Raw genomic sequence first — 17181 nt, forward strand, 5'->3', positions numbered from 1 at the left:
TCCCGCCCATGCCGGGTGGGCCCCTCCGCGAACTGCTGCATGAGAGCGTGAGGGTGGCGACCGACAGTCCTGGCAAGCCCTCACCGATGCCCAGCGCTGGTGTTGCCTCGCCCATGGGCAGATGATGCCGTGATGCGCCTTGAATGGGCGTCATCTGAGCGTCAAGAGTTCTGAGCGATGCCACGGCGCTCGGGCGACTCAGACCGCACCCGGCTACAAGACCACAGATCAGAGCATGCATGATGCGCGAACCGTCCACTCGACCCGCTGCATGAAGGAAAACAGGTCGAGCCGACGCCTGAGTCAGAGAATGGCAGGTCAGACGCCCTTCGCCGCAGGTTCCAAAACCGCCACGCACTCCACGTGGTGCGTCATCGGGAAGAGGTCGAACGTCCGCAGTTTGCGCGGCTTGTAGCCGCCCTCGCGGAAGTAGGCCAGGTCGCGGGCGAGCGCCGCCGGATCGCAGGCGACGTAGACGACGCGGCGGGCGCCCAGGGCGGCGATCCGGGCGACCGTCTGCCTGCCCGCGCCCGCGCGCGGCGGGTCGAGGACGATCAGGTCGGCCTCGGTGATGCCCGTTTTCGGCAGCACCTGCTCGACCTTGCCCTGTTCGATGCGGACACGATCCAGGTCGGCGAGGTTGTGCCGGGCGTCCTCCACCGCGCGTTTGCCGGACTCGATGCCGAGCACCGCGCCGGCCTCGCCCACCCGCTCAGCGATGGCGCCCGCGAACAGGCCGACGCCGCAGTACAGATCGAGGGCCATCTCGCCCTTGCGCGGCATCAGGCCCTGCATCACGGCCTCCACCAGCAGGTCCGCCGCCTTGGGGTGGACCTGCCAGAAGCCGCCCGAGCCGACCCGCCAGGTGCGCCCGGCCGCCCGCTCGCGGACGAAGGGACGGCCGTGCACCCGGTGCACGCCGCCGTCCCTCTCCTCCACCCGCATCACAGAGACGGGGCGGTCGAGTTCGACGATCGGCAGCCGGCCGCCGGGGCGGGGGGTGAGGATGACCTGCCGGTCGTTCGAGCCGGTGGCCGCGATCGCCTCGACCCCCGCGATCTGCGGCCATTCCCGCTTCTCCACGCCGAGTTCGCTGACGCCCGGCGCCGCGATCAGGCAGTGGTCGACCGGCTGCACCTCGTGCGAGCGGTGCTTGCGCAGCCCCGCCTGCCCGTCCTCGTCCACCGCGTACTGCACCCGCGTGCGCCAGGCCGGCACCTCGCCCTTGGCCACCTTGTCGCCGGGCGCGGGCTCGACGGTCCCGTCCCAGCCCGCCTCCTGCGGCGTCAGCCCGGCCAGCCGGGAGAGCTGCTCGGCGACCACGGCGCCCTTGAGCCGCCGCTGCGCGCCGGGCGCCACGTGCTGCCAGTCGCAGCCGCCGCACTTGCCGGGACCGGAGAACGGGCAGGGCGCGGGGATCCGGTCCGGCGAGGCCTCCAGGACCTCCACCGCGTCGGCCCGCAGGAAGCGGGAGCTCTCGTCGCCCTCGGTGACCCGGGCGGTCACCCGCTCACCGGGCAGCGTGTGCCGGACGAACAGCACCCGGCCGCCGGGTGTGCGGGCGATGCAGTGCCCCCCGTGCGCGACGGGCCCGACCTCGACCTCGTACTCCTCGCCGACGAGCGAGGGGGCTTCGGAGGCGGAGGGGGTGGATGGTGTCGTCACAGCGGGGATGCTCCTGAGCTGGTGGTGAGGTGGATGACGGGACGGGACGGTACGGGTACGGGCCGGCCGGCGCGGACACGTCCCCGGCCGGCGGACGAACCGCCCGGATCCGTCCGTGGTCCGGACCGCTCCCGGTCCCGGTCCGGGCCCGGTCCGTCCGCCCGGTGGCGTCCGTACGGTACGAGCCGCGGCCGGTCCGCGGCCCGCGTACGACGCGGAGAGCGCACCGGCCCGGACCGCAGCCCTCCAGTCTACGTCCCCGGGAGGGAGCCGCCGTCCACACCGGAATCGGTACGGAACTCCGCCTCGGCGGATCCCGGCGCCCCGGCGGACCCCGCCGGTCCAGCCGGCCCCGCCGGCCCGCGCCGCACCGCTCCCGGGGCGCTCCAGTCGGCCCGCCGCTTCGCCCGCGCCTTGGCCCGCTCGGAGGACTCCAGCTGGTACGGCACGGAGGTCACCATCACCCCGGGCGTGAACAGCAGCCGTCCCTTGAGCCGCAGCGCGCTCTGGTTGTGCAGCAGGTGCTCGTACCAGTGGCCGACCACGTACTCCGGGATGTAGACGGTGACCGCGTCCCGCGGGCTGTCCCGGCGCAACCCCTTGACGTACTCGATCGTGGGCCGGGTGACCTCCCGGTACGGCGAGTCCAGGATCTTCAGCGGCACGGTGATGCCGCGCCGCTCCCACTCCGCCCGCAGCTCCCGTGTCTCCTCCGGGTCCACGTTGACGCTCAGCGCCTCCAGCGGCCCGGAGCGCAGCAGCTTCGCGTAGGCCAGCGCGCGCAGGGTGGGCTTGTGGACCTTGGAGACCAGGACGATGGAGTGCACCCGCGAGGGGCGTGTGGCCTCGTCGCCCGGTTCGTCCGGGGCGGCCAGTTCCTCGGAGACCCGGTCGTAGTGGCGGCGGATCGCGGTCATCACCCCGTAGAAGATCACCATGCCCAGCAGGGCGACCCAGGCCCCGTGGGTGAACTTGGTGACCAGCACGACGACGAGCACCAGCCCGGTGATGCAGGCCCCGGTGAAGTTGATCACCCGGGAGCGGAGCATGCGGCGCCGGGCGGCCGGGGCGGTCTCCTGCGCCAGATGGCGGTTCCAGTGCCGGACCATGCCGGCCTGGCTGAGCGTGAAGGACACGAAGACGCCGACGATGTAGAGCTGGATCAGCCGGGTCGAGTCGGCGTCGTAGACGTACACGAGCACGCCGGCGGCGCCCGCCAGCATCACGATGCCGTTGGAGAACGCCAGCCGGTCGCCGCGGGTGTGCAGCTGACGCGGCAGATACCGGTCCTGGGCGAGGATCGAGCCGAGCAGCGGGAATCCGTTGTACGCGGTGTTGGCCGCCAGGAACAGCACCAGCGCCGTGGCCCCGGCCAGCAGCAGGAACAGCAGCGAGCCCCCGCCGAAGACCGCCGCGGCGACCTGCGAGATGACGGGGTCCTGGTGGTATTCGGCGCCGACCGGGACACCGTCCCGCAGCAGTTCGTGGGCCGGCCGCTCGGCCATCTTGACGTCCGTGACCATGGCCAGCGCGATGATGCCGACGAACATGGTGACGGCCAGGGAGCCCATCAGGGCCAGGGTGGTGGCGGCGTTGCGGCTCTTGGGGCGGCGGAAGGCGGGGACGCCGTTGCTGATCGCCTCGACGCCCGTGAGCGCGGCGCAGCCGGAGGAGAATGCCCGCAGCAGCAGGAACACCAGGGCGAAGCCGGCGAGCCCCTGCTCCTCCGCGGCGATCTCCAGGTCCGCGGTCGGGGCGCGCATCTCGTCGTCGAGGACCAGCCCGCGGAAGGCCCCCCAGAAGATCATCAGGAAGACGCCCGCCACGAAGACGTACGTCGGGACCGCGAAGAGCTTGCCGGACTCCCGCACGCCCCGCAGGTTCATCAGGGTCAGCACGACGATGATGCCGATGGCGAACGCCGTCTGGTGCTCGGCCACGAACGGCACCGCCGAGCCCAGGTTCTCCACCCCGGCCGCGATCGACACGGCGACGGTGAGGACATAGTCGACGAGCAGCGCTCCCGCGACGGCGAGCCCGGCCCGCGGCCCCAGGTTGGTGGTGGCCACCTCGTAGTCGCCGCCCCCGCTGGGGTACGCGTGCACGTTCTGCCGGTACGAGGTGACGACGATGAACATCAGCAGCACCACGGCGACCGTGATCCACGGGCTGAAGTGGTAGGCCGACACCCCCGCGACGGAGAGGACGATCAGCACCTCTCCCGGTGCGTAGGCCACGGACGAGAGCGGGTCGGACGCGAAGACGGGGAGCGCGATCCGCTTGGGGAGGAGCGTCTCCCCGAGCCTGTCGCTGCGCAGCGCCCGGCCGATCAGGATCCGTTTGGGCACGTCGGTCAGTTTGGACACGCTGAGGATCGTAAGCCCGCGTTCGGCGGGAACCGCGCGGGCGGTCCGGATGGCGGAACTCCTTGACGCGATTCGAACACCAGGGGAACACCGGCGGTGAGGCCGGGTACGCGATGGGTCCCGCTCGAACACGGAGGGGTAGCGTTGCCGGGGACAGTACGGATCGGTGGCACCCCGGCGGGGACGGAAGGATGATGGGCGATGTGTGTCCAGGTCACAACGGCAGGGGAAGGCGCGGGGTAGGACCTCATGCACATCGTGATCATGGGCTGCGGCCGGGTCGGTTCGGCCCTGGCGCAGACGCTTGAAGAACAGGGCCACACGGTCGCCGTGATCGACCAGGACCCCACCGCCTTCCGCCGCCTCGGCTCGGGATTCGGCGGCCGCCGGGTCACCGGCATGGGCTTCGACCAGGACACCCTCCGCGAGGCGGGCATCGAGGAGGCGGGCGCGTTCGCCGCCGTGAGCAGCGGCGACAACTCCAACATCATCGCGGCCCGGGTGGCCCGGGAGATGTTCGCGGTGGAGAACGTGGCCGCCCGCATCTACGACCCGCGGCGCGCCGAGGTCTACCAGCGCCTGGGCATCCCCACCGTGGCCACCGTCCGCTGGACCGCGGACCAGATACTGCGCCGGCTGCTGCCGTCCGGGGCCGAGGCGCTCTGGCGCGACCCGAGCGGCGCGGTGCAACTGGCCGAGGTGCACGTCTCCACCGACTGGGTCGGCCACAAGGTCGGGCGGCTCCAGGAGGAGACCGGCGTCCGGGTGGCCTTCCTGACCCGGCTCGGCGAGGCCGTACTGCCCACCTCCCAGACGGTGCTGCAGGAAGGCGACCTGGTGCATGTGATGATGCGCGTCGACGACATGGACAAGGTCGAGGCGGTCTTCTCCGAGGGCCCCGGGGAGGAACGGCGATGAGGGTGGCGATCGCGGGTGCCGGCGCGGTGGGCCGCTCCATCGCGGGGGAGCTCCTGGAGAACGGGCACGAGGTGCTGCTGATCGACAAGGCCCCGACGGCGATCTCGGTGGAGCGGGTGCCGCAGGCCGAGTGGCTGCTGGCGGACGCCTGCGAGATCACCTCGCTGGACGAGGCGGCGCTCCAGCGCTGCAACGTGGTGATCGCGGCGACCGGTGACGACAAGGTCAACCTGGTCGTCTCCCTGCTCGCCAAGACGGAGTACGGGGTGCCGCGCGTGGTGGCCCGGGTCAACCACCCCAAGAACGAATGGCTGTTCAACGAGTCCTGGGGCGTGGACGTGGCGGTCTCCACCCCGCGGCTGATGTCGGCCCTGGTGGAGGAGGCGGTGAGCGTCGGCGACCTGGTCCGGCTGCTGCGCTTCAGCCACGGCGACGCCAACCTCGTCGAGCTGACGCTGCCGCCCGAGTCCGCACTGGCGGGTACCCGCGTCGGCGACGTGGACTGGCCGGAGGACACCTCGCTGGTCACGATCATCCGCGGTACGCGCGTGCTGGTGCCCAGCCAGGACGACGCCCTGGAGGCCGGTGACGAACTGCTGTTCGTCGCGGCGCCGGCCCGGGAGCAGCGACTGGAGGAACTGCTGTCCGTACGCCGCCAGAACGGCTGAGCCGCCCGCCGCGCGCGGCACGGCGCAGGGCCGAGGGGCCCGGAAACCCATGGTCACCCATCGGTTTCCGGGCCCCTCGGCCGTGTCACGGGCTCCGGCGCGGAGCGTCCCGCCGGCTCAGTCCCGCGCGTGCCGGCGCCGGGCGGGCGGCTCCGCGCCGTCCCCGCCGTCCTCGCCGCCCGTACGGTCCGTGCCGCCCGGGTGCGCCGGTCCGGACAGCCGCTCGATCGCGTCGTCCACCACCTCGTGCGCCAGCCGTTCGAAGGCGTCCTCCCCCCGGTGGTGGGCCCGCTCGCGCTCCTCGCGTTCCCGCTCCTCCGCCTCCATCTCGGCGATCACGTCGATCGGCGGCGGTGCCTTGGCCAGGAAGATCCAGGTGAGGTAGACGCAGAGCAGGAACGGCGGGATGCCGAGCGCCACCTTCACCCAGCCGAGCTGCGTGGCGTCCCCCCACCAGTAGAGCGGGAAGAGGATCGCCGACTTTGCCAGCAGGATGAGGCCCCAGGCCCAGGTGGCCCGGGTGTAGGCACGGAAACGGCCCGGGTTGCGGGTCCGCCAGGAGAGGTTCTCCCGCAGGATCGGGCCGAGCAGCAGGCCGATCAGCGGGAAGCGGAACACCGCCGAGAGGATGTACACCACCGAGAGGCCCAGGGTGTAGAGCATCCCCGGCAGATAGAAGTTCTTCGCGTCGCCGCTCATCATCGCGAAGACGGCGCCGAAGGCCACGCCGAAGAGCCCGCTGAAGGCGTGCTTGAGCGTGTCCCGCCGGATCAGCCGGACGGCTGCGAGCACCGCGGTCAGCCCGAGCGCGGCGATGGCCGACAGATGGATGTCGCGTTTGATCGTGTAGAGGAGGATGAAGACGAGACCGGGCACGGTGGTGTCCACCATGCCGCGCACCCCGCCGAACGCCTCCAGCAGCGCGGTGTCGGCGGCGGACCGGCTCCCCGCGGGGTCCTGGTCGGGACCCTCGCCGGTCGGCTCTGCTGCGGTCGTGGGAGTCGGCTTGTCGGAGGACGCCACCGGCTACTCCTGTCCGGGAGGTCGGAGTTCGTATCGGGGGTTGAACAGCACGCGGCGGCCCTGGCTGGTCGAGACCCGGCCGGTCGCGATGAGCCTGCGCCCCGGTTCTATGCCGGCGATCGAGCGCCGGCCCAGCCAGACCACGTCCAGCGGCGCGGAGCCGTCGTAGAGCTCGGCCTCCAGGGCGGGCACCCCCGCCCTGGGCCGCTGGGTGACCGTGCGCAGCGTACCGGTCACCTTGACGACCTCGCGGTCGGGACATTCCCGGATGGGAACGCAGCCCGCCGTTCCCCGGGCGTCCTCCCGGAGCTCGTCGGCGTCCAGCTCCTCCGGGGTGGAGGAGAGCCGGTCGAGCATCCGGCGGAAGCGGCCGGTCTGTTTCACGGGGCGGGGAGCACCACTCATACGGGCAGCCTACCGGGGGGTGGGGCCGGACGGATCACGGCTCGAAGCGGTAACCCATGCCGGGCTCGGTGATGAAATGCCGGGGATGTGAAGGGTCCGCTTCCAGTTTACGGCGGAGCTGCGCCATGTAGACCCGGAGATAGTTGGTCTCGGTGCCGTAGGAGGGCCCCCAGACCTCCTGCAGCAGCTGCTTCTGGCCCACCAGCCGCCCCGGGCTGCGGACCAGCACCTCCAGCAGATGCCACTCGGTCGGGGTCAGCCGGATGTCCCGGCCGCGGCGGTTGACGCGCTTCGCGGCCAGGTCGACGGTGAACTCCTCGGTCTCCACCAGCACCGTCTCCTCGGCGGCGGCCACGGGCTCGGAGCGCCGGACCGCGGCGCGCAGCCGGGCCAGCAGCTCGTCCATGCCGAACGGCTTGGTGACGTAGTCGTCCGCGCCGGCGTCGAGGGCCTTGACCTTCTCGCCGGAGGTGTGGCGGGCGGAGAGCACCAGGACCGGGACCCGGCTGGTGCGGCGCAGCTCGCGGAGGACGTCCACGCCGTCCATGTCGGGCAGGCCCAGGTCGAGTATCACCACGTCGGGGCGGTGGGCGGCCGCCGTGCGGAGGGCTGTGGCGCCGTCGGCGGCGGTGTCGACCTCGTAGTCGCGCGCCCGGAGGTTGATGACGAGGGCCCGGACGATCCGCGGCTCGTCGTCGACCACCAGGACTCTCCGCCGGGCGGCCGGACCGGTCCGTGCGGGTGGCTGCGGCATGGCTGTGCGGCCTTTCTCTCGTCTCCGGCGCCCGGTGGCGTTCCGCCGCTCCGGACCGGGAGGACCATACGCCCCGCCGTCCGCCGCCGGGTTCACGAGGTCACCGTCGCGGGCAGGTCCGGACGGCACGGCGGGCGGCCGCCCGCGGCCCGCACCGTGAGCACCATCGTCATACCGCCGCCGGGGGTGTCCTCCGCGGCGAGCGTGCCGCCCATCGCCTCGGCGAAACCGCGGGCGACGGCGAGGCCGAGGCCCACCCCGGCGCCCCGCGGGGCGTCGCCGTACCGCTGGAAGGGTTCAAATATCCGTTCCTTCCCGGTGTCCGGCACCCCGGCCCCCGGTCCACCACCCGGATCTCCACCCGCTCCCCCAGCGCGCTCGCCGCGACCAGCACCGGCACCCCCTCGGGGCTGTACTTGACCGCGTTCTCCACGATGTTCGCCACCGCCCGCTCCAGCAGCCCCGGATCCACGGCGGCCATGGGCAGCACCTCGGGGATGTCCAGGACCACGCTGCCGTCGGGGACCCCGCCGAGGGCCACCGGCACCACCTCGTCGAGGTCGGCGTCGCGGATCAGCGGGGTGACGGTGCCGGTCTGCAGCCGGGACATGTCCAGCAGATTGCCCACCAGGTGGTCGAGCCGGTCCGCGCCGTCCTCGATGCCCGCCAGCAGCTCCCGCTCGTCCTCCTCCGACCAGCACACGTCCTCGGAGCGGAGCGAGGTGACGGCCGCCTTGATCCCGGCCAGGGGGGTGCGCAGATCGTGCGAGACGGCGGCGAGCAGGGCGGTGCGGATCCGGTTGCCCTCCGCCAGCTCCCGCGCCTGCTCCGCCTCACCGACCAGCCGCTCCCGGTCCCGTACCGCCACGGCCTGCGCCGCGAAGGCGGAGAGCACCCGGCGGTCCGCGGCGGGCAGCACCCGGCCGCACAGCGCCAGCATCATGTGGTCCCCGACCGGCATGTCGACGTCGGCGTCCTCCGGGCAGGCCGCGGGGGCCGGCCCCACGCCGCCTGCCCGGCGCCACGGCTCGACGTCGCTCTCCCGCTCCAGCAGGGCCACCGAGTCCATGCCGAAGGTCTCACGGACCCTCTCCAGCAGCGGCTCCAGGCCGGCCTCGCCGCGCAGCACCCCGCCCGCCAGGAAGGACAGGATCTGCGACTCCGCGCGCAGCCGCGCCGCCTGCTGGGTGCGCCGGGCGGCGAGGTCGACGACCGAGGCGACGGAGACGGCGACCGCGAAGAAGACCACCATGGAGACGAGATTGCCGGGATCGGCGACGGTCAGCGTGCGGACGGGCGGGGTGAAGAAGTAGTTGAGCAGCACGGTGCCGATGGTGGCCGCGGCCAGCGCCGGCAGCAGCCCGCCCAGCAGCGCCGCCAGCACCGTGAGGAACAGGTACAGCAGGACGTCGTTGGCGAACTCCGGCCGCGGGTGCTGGGCCGTGAGGACCACGGTGAGCAGCACCGGCCCGGCGATCCCCGTCAGCCAGCCCGCCAGGCTCCGGGAGCGGCCGAGCGGCACCCCGCGCGGCACCGGCAGCCCGCGCCCCTTGGCGGCCTCCTCGTGGGTGACGATGTGCACGTCGAGGTCGGGTCCCGACTCCCGGGCGACCGTCGCGCCGACGCCCGGCCCGAAGACGTACTGCCAGGGCTTGCGTCGGCTCGAACCCAGCAGGATCTGGGTGGCGTTGACCCCGCGGGCGAAATCCAGCAGGGCGGCCGGCACCGCGTCGCCGATCACGTGGTGGAAGGTGCCGCCGAGGTCCTCCACCAGCGTGCGCTGGACGGCCAGTTCCTTCGGCGAGGGGTAGGCCAGCCCGGTGCTCGGCGAGATGTGCACGGCGAGGATCTCCCCGCCGGAGCCGCGCGCCGCCACCCGGGCCGCGCGGCGCAGCAGCGTACGGCCCTCGGGGCCGCCGGTGAGCCCGACGACGATCCGCTCGCGGGCCTGCCAGGTGGAGCGGATGCGGTGTTCGCTCCGGTACTGCTGCAGGTACTCGTCGACCCGGTCGGCGGTCCACAGCAGCGCCAGTTCGCGCAGGGCGGTGAGGTTGCCGGGGCGGAAGTAGTTGGAGAGGGCCGCGTCGACCTTGTCGGGGGCGTAGATGTTGCCGTGGGCCATCCGCCGGCGCAACGCCTCGGGCGACATGTCGACCAGCTCGATCTGGTCGGCACGGCGCACCACCTCGTCCGGCACCGTCTCGTGCTGCCGGACGCCGGTGATGGACTCCACCACGTCGCCCAGCGACTCCAGGTGCTGGATGTTCACGGTGGAGATCACATCGATCCCGGCCCGCAGCAGTTCCTCGACGTCCTTCCACCGCTTGGGGTTCCGCGAGCCGGGCGCGTTGGTGTGGGCGAGTTCGTCCACGACGGCGACGGCGGGCCGCCGTTCCAGCACGGCCTCCACGTCCATCTCGCCCGCGCCCGCTCCGGCGCCGCCCTCCGGCTCCCGGCGGGGTATCCGCTCCAGCCCGTCCAGCAGCGCGGCGGTGCGCCGCCGGCCGTGCGGTTCCGCGAGCGCCACGACGACGTCGGTGCCCCGCTCGGCGCGCCGGTGCGCCTCGGAGAGCATCGCGTAGGTCTTGCCGACCCCCGGTGCGGCCCCGAGGTAGATCCTGAGCTTGCCCCGTCCCATGGCCCCATTCTGTCGGCTCCGCGGGCCGCTCCGGCACCCGCGGCGGGAACAACCGCGGCTCGGGGCCCGGCGGAACGCACCCGCCCCGGCCGGGGAAGCCCCCGGCCGGGGCGGTACGGGCGGAGCGGAGGCGGGAGGCACGCCCTGACGGCGCCGGCGCGGCTCCCCGCCGTCCCGGGTCCGTCAGCGGATCTCGGTGATCTCCGGGCCGCGGGCCAGGCGGTCGGCGCCGCCCGCGAAACGGGAGCCCTGCGGAGAGTCCGCCTCGTCCTGCTGGACGCCGTCCGGCACCATCTGGGCGTCGTCCGGCAGCTTGAGGACGATCGGGTCGCGCGGCGCCATCGGCTGCTCGCCGCGGACGACCACGGTGTCCCGGAAGATCTGCTCCAGCAGCCCGGCGGCCTGCGGCTGGACCGCGCCCTGGCCGGAGATCACGCCGCGCAGGAACCAGCGCGGGCCGTCGACGCCGACGAAGCGCACCAGCTGCACGCCGTTCTTGCCGTCCGGAAGCTGGACGGGCACCTGGGCGCGGAGCTCCCAGCCCAGCGGGCCCTCGACCTCGTCGACGACACCGCCCTGCTGGGTGATGCCGCCGGCGATCTCCTCGCGCACCTCGCCCCAGATGCCCTCGCGCTTGGGGGCGGCGAAGGCCTGGAGCTGGATGGCGCTGTCCCGCAGGACGACGGTGGCGGCGACGATCGAGTCACCGGCGACCTCGACCCGCAGCTCCATGCCCTCGACCCCGGGTACGAAGATCCCGCCGAGGTCGACACGGCCCTCGGCGGGCCTGCTCACCTCGGAGATGTCCCAGGGCCCGTCGGGGCGGGGGGCCGGCGGCAGGTTCACTCTGCGCTGCCCGGTCTCCTCCTCGGCCTCCGGCTCCTCGCCGCCCGGCCCGGATGCGGCCGTGTCCGCACCGTCCCTGCCCGCGGTGTTCTCAGCGTCTGCGCGTCCCTTGCGACGACGTCCGAACACGTCACTGTCCTTCCCGGTCGTTCACGACCGAAGCGTAATCATGTCCCCCGGCGGGGCCGTCCATCGCGGCGTGGCCACCGGTCGACCCGAAGCCGTCCGCGCCCCGCGCCGAGCCGGGCAGCTCCGCGACCTCGTGGAAGCTCACCTTCTCGACCCGCTGGACGACCAACTGGGCGACCCGGTCGAACCTCTCGAACCGCACGGTCTCGCGCGGGTCCAGATTGACCACGGTCACCTTGATCTCCCCACGGTACCCGGCATCGACGGTGCCGGGCGCATTCACGAGGGCGACGCCGCAGCGGGCGGCGAGCCCGGAGCGCGGGTGCACGAAGGCCGCGTAGCCGTCGGGGAGGGCGATCGCCACCCCGGTGGGCAGCACCGTCCGCTCCCCGGGGGCGAGTTCGGCGGCCTCCGTGGTGACGAGGTCCAGCCCCGCGTCGCCGGGGTGCCCGTACGAGGGGACCGGCACCTCGGGGTCGAGCCGCCGCAGCAGCACGTCCACCGGCGGGCGGTTCACGGGTTCACCTCGAAGGCGCGGGCGACCTTGATCTGGTCCGGGTCGGACATCGCCGACCGGATCTCCTCGTCCCGGCCGTTCTCGATGAAGTGGTCCACCTTGACCTCCACGAACAGCGCGGCCGCGCGGACCGCGACGGGCCCGTCCGGGCCGCCGATGCGGCCGGTGGCGGTGCCGTAGATCTTGCGGCCGTGCACCGCGGTCACCTCCGCCGCCAGATGCAGGTCGGTGCCCACCGGCACCGGGCGGACGTAGTCGGTCTCCAGCCGGCCGGTCACCGCGATGGTGCGCAGCAGCCAGCTCAGCCCGCCGAGCGTCTCGTCCAGCGCCGTGGCCAGCACACCGCCGTGGGCCAGGCCCGGGGCGCCCTGGTGGGCCTCCTTGACGGTGAAGACGGCGGTGACGCCCACGCCCTCGCCGGCGCGCGTCTCCAGGTGCAGCCCGTGCGGCTGTTCGCCGCCGCAGCCGAAGCACCGGTCGTAATGGGAGCCGAGCAGCTCTCCGGGCGCGGGGGCGTCGGGGTGCCGCACCGGCCGGCGGGCGCCGGCCGGGGGCGTCAGCGATGTCGTTGGTCCACTCACGAGTGCAGACCCTACCCGCGCCGGTCACGGCCCGGCGCGGGCGTGCCAAGCTGGGAGCATGCAGTCGTACGAGGAACGCCTCACCGCGCCCGCCTCCTGGTGGGCCGCCGCCGGCGCCGCCGGGCTCTTCTGCGCGCTGACCGCGGCGCCCTTCGGCATCCTGGCGGTGCTCGGCGCGCTGATCGCCGGCGGGGCGCTCGGGGCGGCGGCGGTGAGCGCGTACGGCTCGGCGCGGATCCGGGTGGTCGCGGGCTCGCTGGTCGCCGGTGACGCGCGGATCCCGGTGGAGGCCCTGGGCGAGGCCGAGGTGCTGGACCGGGCGGAGGCGGCGGCCTGGCGCACGCACAAGGCCGATCCGCGCGCGTTCATGCTGCTGCGCAGCTATATCCCGACGGCGCTGCGGGTGGAGATCACGGACCCGGCCGACCCCACGCCGTACGTCTATCTGTCGACCCGGAACCCGGAGGGGCTGGCCGCGGCGCTCGCGGCCGTCCGGTCCTGACGCCCCGGGTGCGGCGCGGTCCGGCCGGCGGGGCGCCGGGCGGGCCGGGTCTCAGCCGGCGGAGTCCGGGGGACCGTCCCCGGGGGTGGTGCCGTCCTCCGGGCTCCGGCCGTCCGGCCCCTGGAGGGACTTCGGGCTGCCGGGCTCCGGGTCCGGGCCGGGAGGCAGCTGGTCCCAGGGGACCTCGCGCCGGCGCAGGTCCCGGCGGATCTTCGCGGCGAGCGCGGCCGTCTCGCGCCGGTTCATCACGGCTCCGGCGGCGGCGCCGATCATGAACGGGACCAGGGTGGGGAAGTTGCGCACGGTGCGTTTGAGGACCTGGTTCCGCAGCCGCCGGCGCATCTGGGCGCCGAGCAGGGAGCTGACGTCGGCCGTCGCGGAGACGTCGATCCCGCGCTGCTCGGTCCACGCGGAGAGGTAGGCGTAGGCGCGCTGCGTGGCGTTGCCGGGGGCGCGGATGCCGTAGACCTCGTGGAGCTCGGCGATGAGCTTGTACTCGACGGAGGCGACGCCGACGATCTCGGCGGCCAGCTCGGCCGGCATCGCGGGCGGGGCCGGGAGCATGGCCGCCGCGCCCACGCTCGCGCCGACCGCGGAGGAGGCCCGGACCGCTCCGGCCACCAGCTTGTCGGCCAGTTCCTCGGCGTCGAGCCCGGGGAACTGCCTGCGGAGCGCCGCCAGATCGCGGACCGGGACGCGCGGTGCGGTGTCGATGATGCGGTCGGAGACGAGCGCGAGGCCGCTGCGGAGGCCGCGCCCGCCGCGTGCCGCGCCCCGTCCGGCCGCCGCCACCAGCGCGGCCGTGCGGCCCCGCTCCGGGCGCGGGGACAGGGCGGTGCCGGGCGCCTGGTCGGGGCGTCCGGCGGGGTCCGCCGGCAGGGCGTCCTGTTCCGCGGGTTCCGCGGGCGCCTGAGCGCCGCCCACGGGGGCCTCACGGCCCGCGTGTTCCTCCCGGGAACCCGGAGAGCCCTGCCGCCGGATGCGACGTCTGCGGGACGGCGTGGAGCCTGTCACGGCCGTCCCGGCCTCAGGCCGCGCAGTCGCGGCAGACCGGCTGGCCGTTCTTCTCGGCGGCCAGCTGGCTGCGGTGGTGCACGAGGAAGCAGCTCATGCAGGTGAACTCGTCGGCCTGCCGGGGCAGGACGCGGACGGACAGCTCCTCGTTGGAGAGGTCCGCACCGGGCAGCTCCAGGCCCTCGGCCTGCTCGAACTCGTCGACGTCCACGCTGGACGTGGACTTGTCGTTGCGCCGGGCCTTGAGCTCTTCGAGGCTGTCCTCGTTGAGCTCGTCATCGGTCTTGCGTGGGGTGTCGTAGTCCGTCGCCATGTCGCTCTCCCCCTCTGGGTGTCTGCTGGTGTCTCAGCGCTCGTAACGCGTGAGGGGCCGGTCTTGTGCCCGACCTGAGGCGGAGATTTTGCCTCACATCAAGGTCTGTTACTCAATCGACACCCAACCGCCCCCCTGAAGGGGCGAGCGCGTTGGATGGCGAAGGGGACCGTACACGGTCGTGTTCCCGCACTGCGCGGGGCCATCCCGTGTACTTCCCGTGATCAAGGGTCTCGAAAACCCGCATTTTCCCGGCTTTCCGGGGACCTGTGCGGTCACGGAGCGTCAAGGGGCCGAAAATCGCGATTGTGAGCGATTCCACAGCGGGAGACCCGGGACCGTCCCGGGAATTTCCGCCCAAAGCGAACCACGGCCAGCATCTCAGACGGGGAGGGTGACCCGCATCACGAGACCACCGCCCTCCCGCGGCTCCGCGCTGACGTGGCCGCCGTGCGCGCGGACCACCGAGCGCACGATCGACAGCCCGAGCCCGACGCCCTTGTCGCTGCCGGTGCGCTCGGAGCGCAGCCTGCGGAAGGGCTCGAAGATGTTCTCCAGCTCGTACGCCGGGACCACCGGACCGGTGTTCGAGACCACCAGGGACGCCCCGCCCTCCCACTGCCCGGTGGAGATCTCCACCCAGCCGTCCGGCACGTTGTACCGCACCGCGTTCTGCAGCAGGTTGAGGGCGACGCGCTCCAGCAGCACCCCGTTGCCCAGGACGACCGCGAGCCGCCGCTCGCCCCGCAGCTCCACGCCCTTGCCCCGGGCCTCCTCGCGGACCTGCTCCACCGCCTGCGAAGCGACCTCCGCCAGGTCCACCGGCTTGCGGTCGACGATCTCGTTCTCGCTCCGCGCCAGCAGCAGCAGTCCCTCGACGAGCTGCTCGCTGCGCTCGTTGGTGGCCAGCAGCGTCTTGCCGAGCTGGGTGAGCTCCGGCCCCGCCTCCGGGTCGGAGAGCTGGACCTCCAGCAGGGTGCGGTTGATCGCCAGCGGGGTGCGCAGCTCGTGGGAGGCGTTGGCGACGAAGCGGCGCTGGGCGTCGAACGCCCGGTCCAGCCGGTTCAGCATCTCGTCGAAGGTGTCCGCCAGCTCCTTCAACTCGTCGTCCGGGCCGTCCAGTTCGATCCGGCGCGACAGGTCGGAGCCGACCACCCTGCGGGCGGTGCGGGTGATCCGGCCCAGCGGCGAGAGCACCCGGCCCGCCATGGCGTAGCCGAAGGCGAACGCGGCCACGCTGAGGCCGAGCAGGGCCAGCAGCGAGCGCCGCAGCAGGTTGTCCAGCGCGAGCTGCCGCTGGTAGTCCATGCAGACCTCCAGCGCGGCGTTGAACTCCTCGTGGTTCTCGAAGAAGCGGTCGGTGAGGTTCGGGCAGGTGCTGCTCGTCGGCCGGAAGCTGCCCTCCAGCAGCTTGAACGGCAGGGCGTTGCCCTTGTCCAGCGCCTCGGCGGCCAGCAGATAGATGATCGAGAGCAGCACGATGCCGGCGATCAGGAACATGCCGCCGTAGAGCAGCGTGAGCCGGATCCGGATCGTCGGACGGAGCCAGGGCCGCGGGCCGCCGGGCGCCGTCCGGGGGTCCCAGGTGGGCTTGGGGGCGCCGCTGGGGGCGCGGGTGTGCCGGCCACGGCCGCTCAGACCCGGTAGCCGGAGCCGGGGACCGTGATGATCACGGGCGGCTCGCCGAGCTTGCGGCGGAGGGTCATCACCGTGACCCGGACCACGTTGGTGAAGGGGTCGGTGTTCTCGTCCCAGGCCTTCTCCAGCAGCTGCTCGGCCGAGACCACGGACCCCTCGGCCCGCATCAGCACCTCCAGCACCGCGAACTCCTTCGGCGCCAGCTGCACCTGCCGGCCGTCCCGGAAGACCTCCCGGCGGTTCGGGTCGAGCCGGATGCCGGCGCGCGCCAGGACGGGGGGCAGCGGTGCGGTCGTACGGCGCCCGAGGGCCCGCACCCGGGCGGTGAGTTCGCTGAAGGCGAACGGCTTGGGGAGGTAGTCGTCGGCACCGATCTCCAGGCCCTCGACGCGGTCGCTGACGTCGCCGGCGGCGGTGAGCATCAGCACCCGGGTCGGCAGCCCGAGCTCCACGATGTGCCGGCAGACGTCGTCCCCGTGCACCAGCGGCAGATCGCGGTCGAGGACGACCACGTCGTAGTCGTTGACGTCGACCCGCTCCTGGGCGGCGGCCCCGTCGTACACGACGTCGACGGCCATGGCCTCCCGGCGCAGCCCGGTGGCCACCGCATCGGCGAGCAGCTGCTCGTCCTCGACGACGAGTACGCGCACGGCACGCTCCCTTTCCCTGGTCCGCGGCCCGTGATCAGGCCGGACGCTGTTCGGACATCCTCCCCATCCTGCCCCCACCGCCCGTAAACCGGCGGTAAGAGGATCACCGGATCGGGAGAATCAGGATTCTTATCGCGTTTGAGGTTTCTCTGAGGTCCGGGTTGGGGAGGACGAATGCACATCCGAGATCACGCCCTGTACGTGGCATGCCACGGCCTGCTGTCCCCCGCAGAGAAGCGGTGCGTGATCAACCCGCCGTCGGCACACCCCCGTGCCATCGACCCACGACGAGGGGGCGCAACCATGGACGCGTTCACCGCAGGACTTCTGCAGCGTATAGAGAGCACCGAGTCCGACCTGACGCGCGCTCGGGAGACGGGCGACGACTTCCTCGTGGAGGTGGAGCTGGCGGAGCTGGACGATCTTCGCCGCCTCGCAGCCGAGCACGGCGTGGAGATCGGCGCCCTGACCGCCTGAGCCGGCCCCGGTCACGTACGGAGGGCGCCCCGGTACCGTTCACCCGGTACCGGGGCGCCCTCCGTCCGTTTCCGGGG

Annotated in this window: 15 protein-coding genes and 2 pseudogenes; 4 read left to right on the top strand and 13 right to left on the bottom strand. The window is 73.0% G+C overall.

What is annotated here, in order from left to right:
* Nucleotides 1-318 precede the first annotated feature (318 nt).
* A complete protein-coding gene (locus E4N63_RS07895; protein WP_230240314.1) occupies nt 319-1665 on the bottom strand; it encodes a class I SAM-dependent RNA methyltransferase in 1347 nt (448 codons plus the stop codon).
* A gap of 251 nt (nt 1666-1916) precedes the next feature.
* Nucleotides 1917-4031, bottom strand: a complete 2115-nt coding sequence (locus E4N63_RS07900; RefSeq protein WP_230240315.1) for an APC family permease — start codon at nt 4029-4031, stop codon at nt 1917-1919.
* A 249-nt stretch (nt 4032-4280) separates the two neighbouring features.
* Here E4N63_RS07900 and E4N63_RS07905 point away from each other — a divergent pair, with 249 nt between their 5' ends.
* Complete coding sequence (locus E4N63_RS07905) at nt 4281-4949, top strand: TrkA family potassium uptake protein (RefSeq protein WP_019709671.1); 669 nt, start codon at nt 4281-4283, stop codon at nt 4947-4949.
* A complete protein-coding gene (locus E4N63_RS07910; RefSeq protein ID WP_230240316.1) occupies nt 4946-5617 on the top strand; it encodes a TrkA family potassium uptake protein in 672 nt (223 codons plus the stop codon). Before E4N63_RS07905 ends, E4N63_RS07910 begins: the two co-directional genes overlap by 4 nt.
* Before the next feature lie 117 nt (nt 5618-5734).
* On the opposite strand, the gene E4N63_RS07915 is transcribed toward E4N63_RS07910, so the two are convergent.
* The 7 genes and pseudogenes from E4N63_RS07915 to E4N63_RS07945 all read right to left on the bottom strand — a co-directional run bounded on the left by E4N63_RS07915 (nt 5735) and on the right by E4N63_RS07945 (nt 12510).
* Nucleotides 5735-6640, bottom strand: a complete 906-nt coding sequence (locus tag E4N63_RS07915; RefSeq protein ID WP_125621625.1) for a DUF3159 domain-containing protein — start codon at nt 6638-6640, stop codon at nt 5735-5737.
* A gap of 3 nt (nt 6641-6643) precedes the next feature.
* Nucleotides 6644-7045, bottom strand: a complete 402-nt coding sequence (locus E4N63_RS07920; RefSeq protein WP_125621623.1) for an OB-fold nucleic acid binding domain-containing protein — start codon at nt 7043-7045, stop codon at nt 6644-6646.
* A gap of 34 nt (nt 7046-7079) precedes the next feature.
* The gene (locus E4N63_RS07925; RefSeq protein WP_125621621.1) at nt 7080-7799 is read right to left on the bottom strand and encodes a response regulator; all 720 of its coding nucleotides are present in this window, start codon (nt 7797-7799) and stop codon (nt 7080-7082) included.
* A gap of 92 nt (nt 7800-7891) precedes the next feature.
* A pseudogene (locus E4N63_RS07930) lies at nt 7892-10437 on the bottom strand (DUF4118 domain-containing protein).
* Nucleotides 10438-10620: 183 nt separating this feature from the next.
* Nucleotides 10621-11412 (bottom strand): DUF3710 domain-containing protein, encoded by a 792-nt coding sequence (locus E4N63_RS07935; protein WP_125621617.1) that lies wholly within the window; start codon nt 11410-11412, stop codon nt 10621-10623.
* 1 nt (nt 11413) lies between these two features.
* Nucleotides 11414-11929 carry a dUTP diphosphatase gene (gene dut, locus E4N63_RS07940; protein ID WP_019709678.1) on the bottom strand — a complete coding sequence of 172 codons (516 nt, stop codon included), beginning with the start codon at nt 11927-11929 and terminating at the stop codon, nt 11414-11416.
* Nucleotides 11926-12510, bottom strand: coding sequence for a PaaI family thioesterase (locus E4N63_RS07945; protein ID WP_230240317.1), 585 nt, complete (start codon nt 12508-12510; stop codon nt 11926-11928). The genes dut and E4N63_RS07945 overlap by 4 nt, the downstream gene beginning before the upstream one ends.
* Before the next feature lie 58 nt (nt 12511-12568).
* On the opposite strand from E4N63_RS07945, the gene E4N63_RS07950 reads away from it, so the two are divergent.
* Nucleotides 12569-13012, top strand: coding sequence for a DUF3093 domain-containing protein (locus E4N63_RS07950; RefSeq protein WP_125621615.1), 444 nt, complete (start codon nt 12569-12571; stop codon nt 13010-13012).
* A gap of 51 nt (nt 13013-13063) precedes the next feature.
* Here the strand turns inward: E4N63_RS07950 and E4N63_RS07955 are convergent, their stop codons facing one another.
* From E4N63_RS07955 to E4N63_RS07970, 4 genes and pseudogenes are all read right to left on the bottom strand, one after another.
* Complete coding sequence (locus E4N63_RS07955) at nt 13064-14026, bottom strand: hypothetical protein (protein ID WP_374112712.1); 963 nt, start codon at nt 14024-14026, stop codon at nt 13064-13066.
* A gap of 13 nt (nt 14027-14039) precedes the next feature.
* On the bottom strand, nt 14040-14339 hold the full coding sequence (locus tag E4N63_RS07960) for a DUF4193 domain-containing protein (RefSeq protein ID WP_019709681.1): 300 nt from the start codon (nt 14337-14339) through the stop codon (nt 14040-14042).
* Nucleotides 14340-14720: 381 nt separating this feature from the next.
* Nucleotides 14721-15967: pseudogene (locus E4N63_RS07965) on the bottom strand (sensor histidine kinase).
* A 6-nt stretch (nt 15968-15973) separates the two neighbouring features.
* Nucleotides 15974-16627, bottom strand: a complete 654-nt coding sequence (locus tag E4N63_RS07970) for a response regulator transcription factor (protein WP_230240318.1) — start codon at nt 16625-16627, stop codon at nt 15974-15976.
* 174 nt (nt 16628-16801) lie between these two features.
* Between E4N63_RS07970 and E4N63_RS07975 the strand changes: the two genes are divergently transcribed.
* Nucleotides 16802-17104: a hypothetical protein gene (locus E4N63_RS07975; RefSeq protein ID WP_125621609.1), complete on the top strand. Its 303-nt coding sequence runs from the start codon at nt 16802-16804 to the stop codon at nt 17102-17104.
* Nucleotides 17105-17181: the final 77 nt, after the last annotated feature.

It is taken from the genome of Streptomyces sp. MNU89, from assembly GCF_020982505.1.
In the GTDB taxonomy this organism is placed as follows: Bacteria; Actinomycetota; Actinomycetes; order Streptomycetales; family Streptomycetaceae; genus Streptomyces; species Streptomyces xinghaiensis.

Bases quoted from the DNA above. Each gene is read 5' to 3' on its own strand.
- E4N63_RS07905 (WP_019709671.1), top strand. From the start codon at position 4,281: ATGCACATCGTGATCATGGGCTGCGGCCGGGTCGGTTCGGCCCTGGCG.
- E4N63_RS07910 (WP_230240316.1), top strand. From the start codon at position 4,946: ATGAGGGTGGCGATCGCGGGTGCCGGCGCGGTGGGCCGCTCCATCGCG.
- E4N63_RS07925 (WP_125621621.1), bottom strand. From the start codon at position 7,799: ATGCCGCAGCCACCCGCACGGACCGGTCCGGCCGCCCGGCGGAGAGTC.
- E4N63_RS07950 (WP_125621615.1), top strand. From the start codon at position 12,569: ATGCAGTCGTACGAGGAACGCCTCACCGCGCCCGCCTCCTGGTGGGCC.
- E4N63_RS07975 (WP_125621609.1), top strand. From the start codon at position 16,802: ATGCACATCCGAGATCACGCCCTGTACGTGGCATGCCACGGCCTGCTG.
- E4N63_RS07920 (WP_125621623.1), bottom strand. From the start codon at position 7,045: ATGAGTGGTGCTCCCCGCCCCGTGAAACAGACCGGCCGCTTCCGCCGG.
- E4N63_RS07960 (WP_019709681.1), bottom strand. From the start codon at position 14,339: ATGGCGACGGACTACGACACCCCACGCAAGACCGATGACGAGCTCAAC.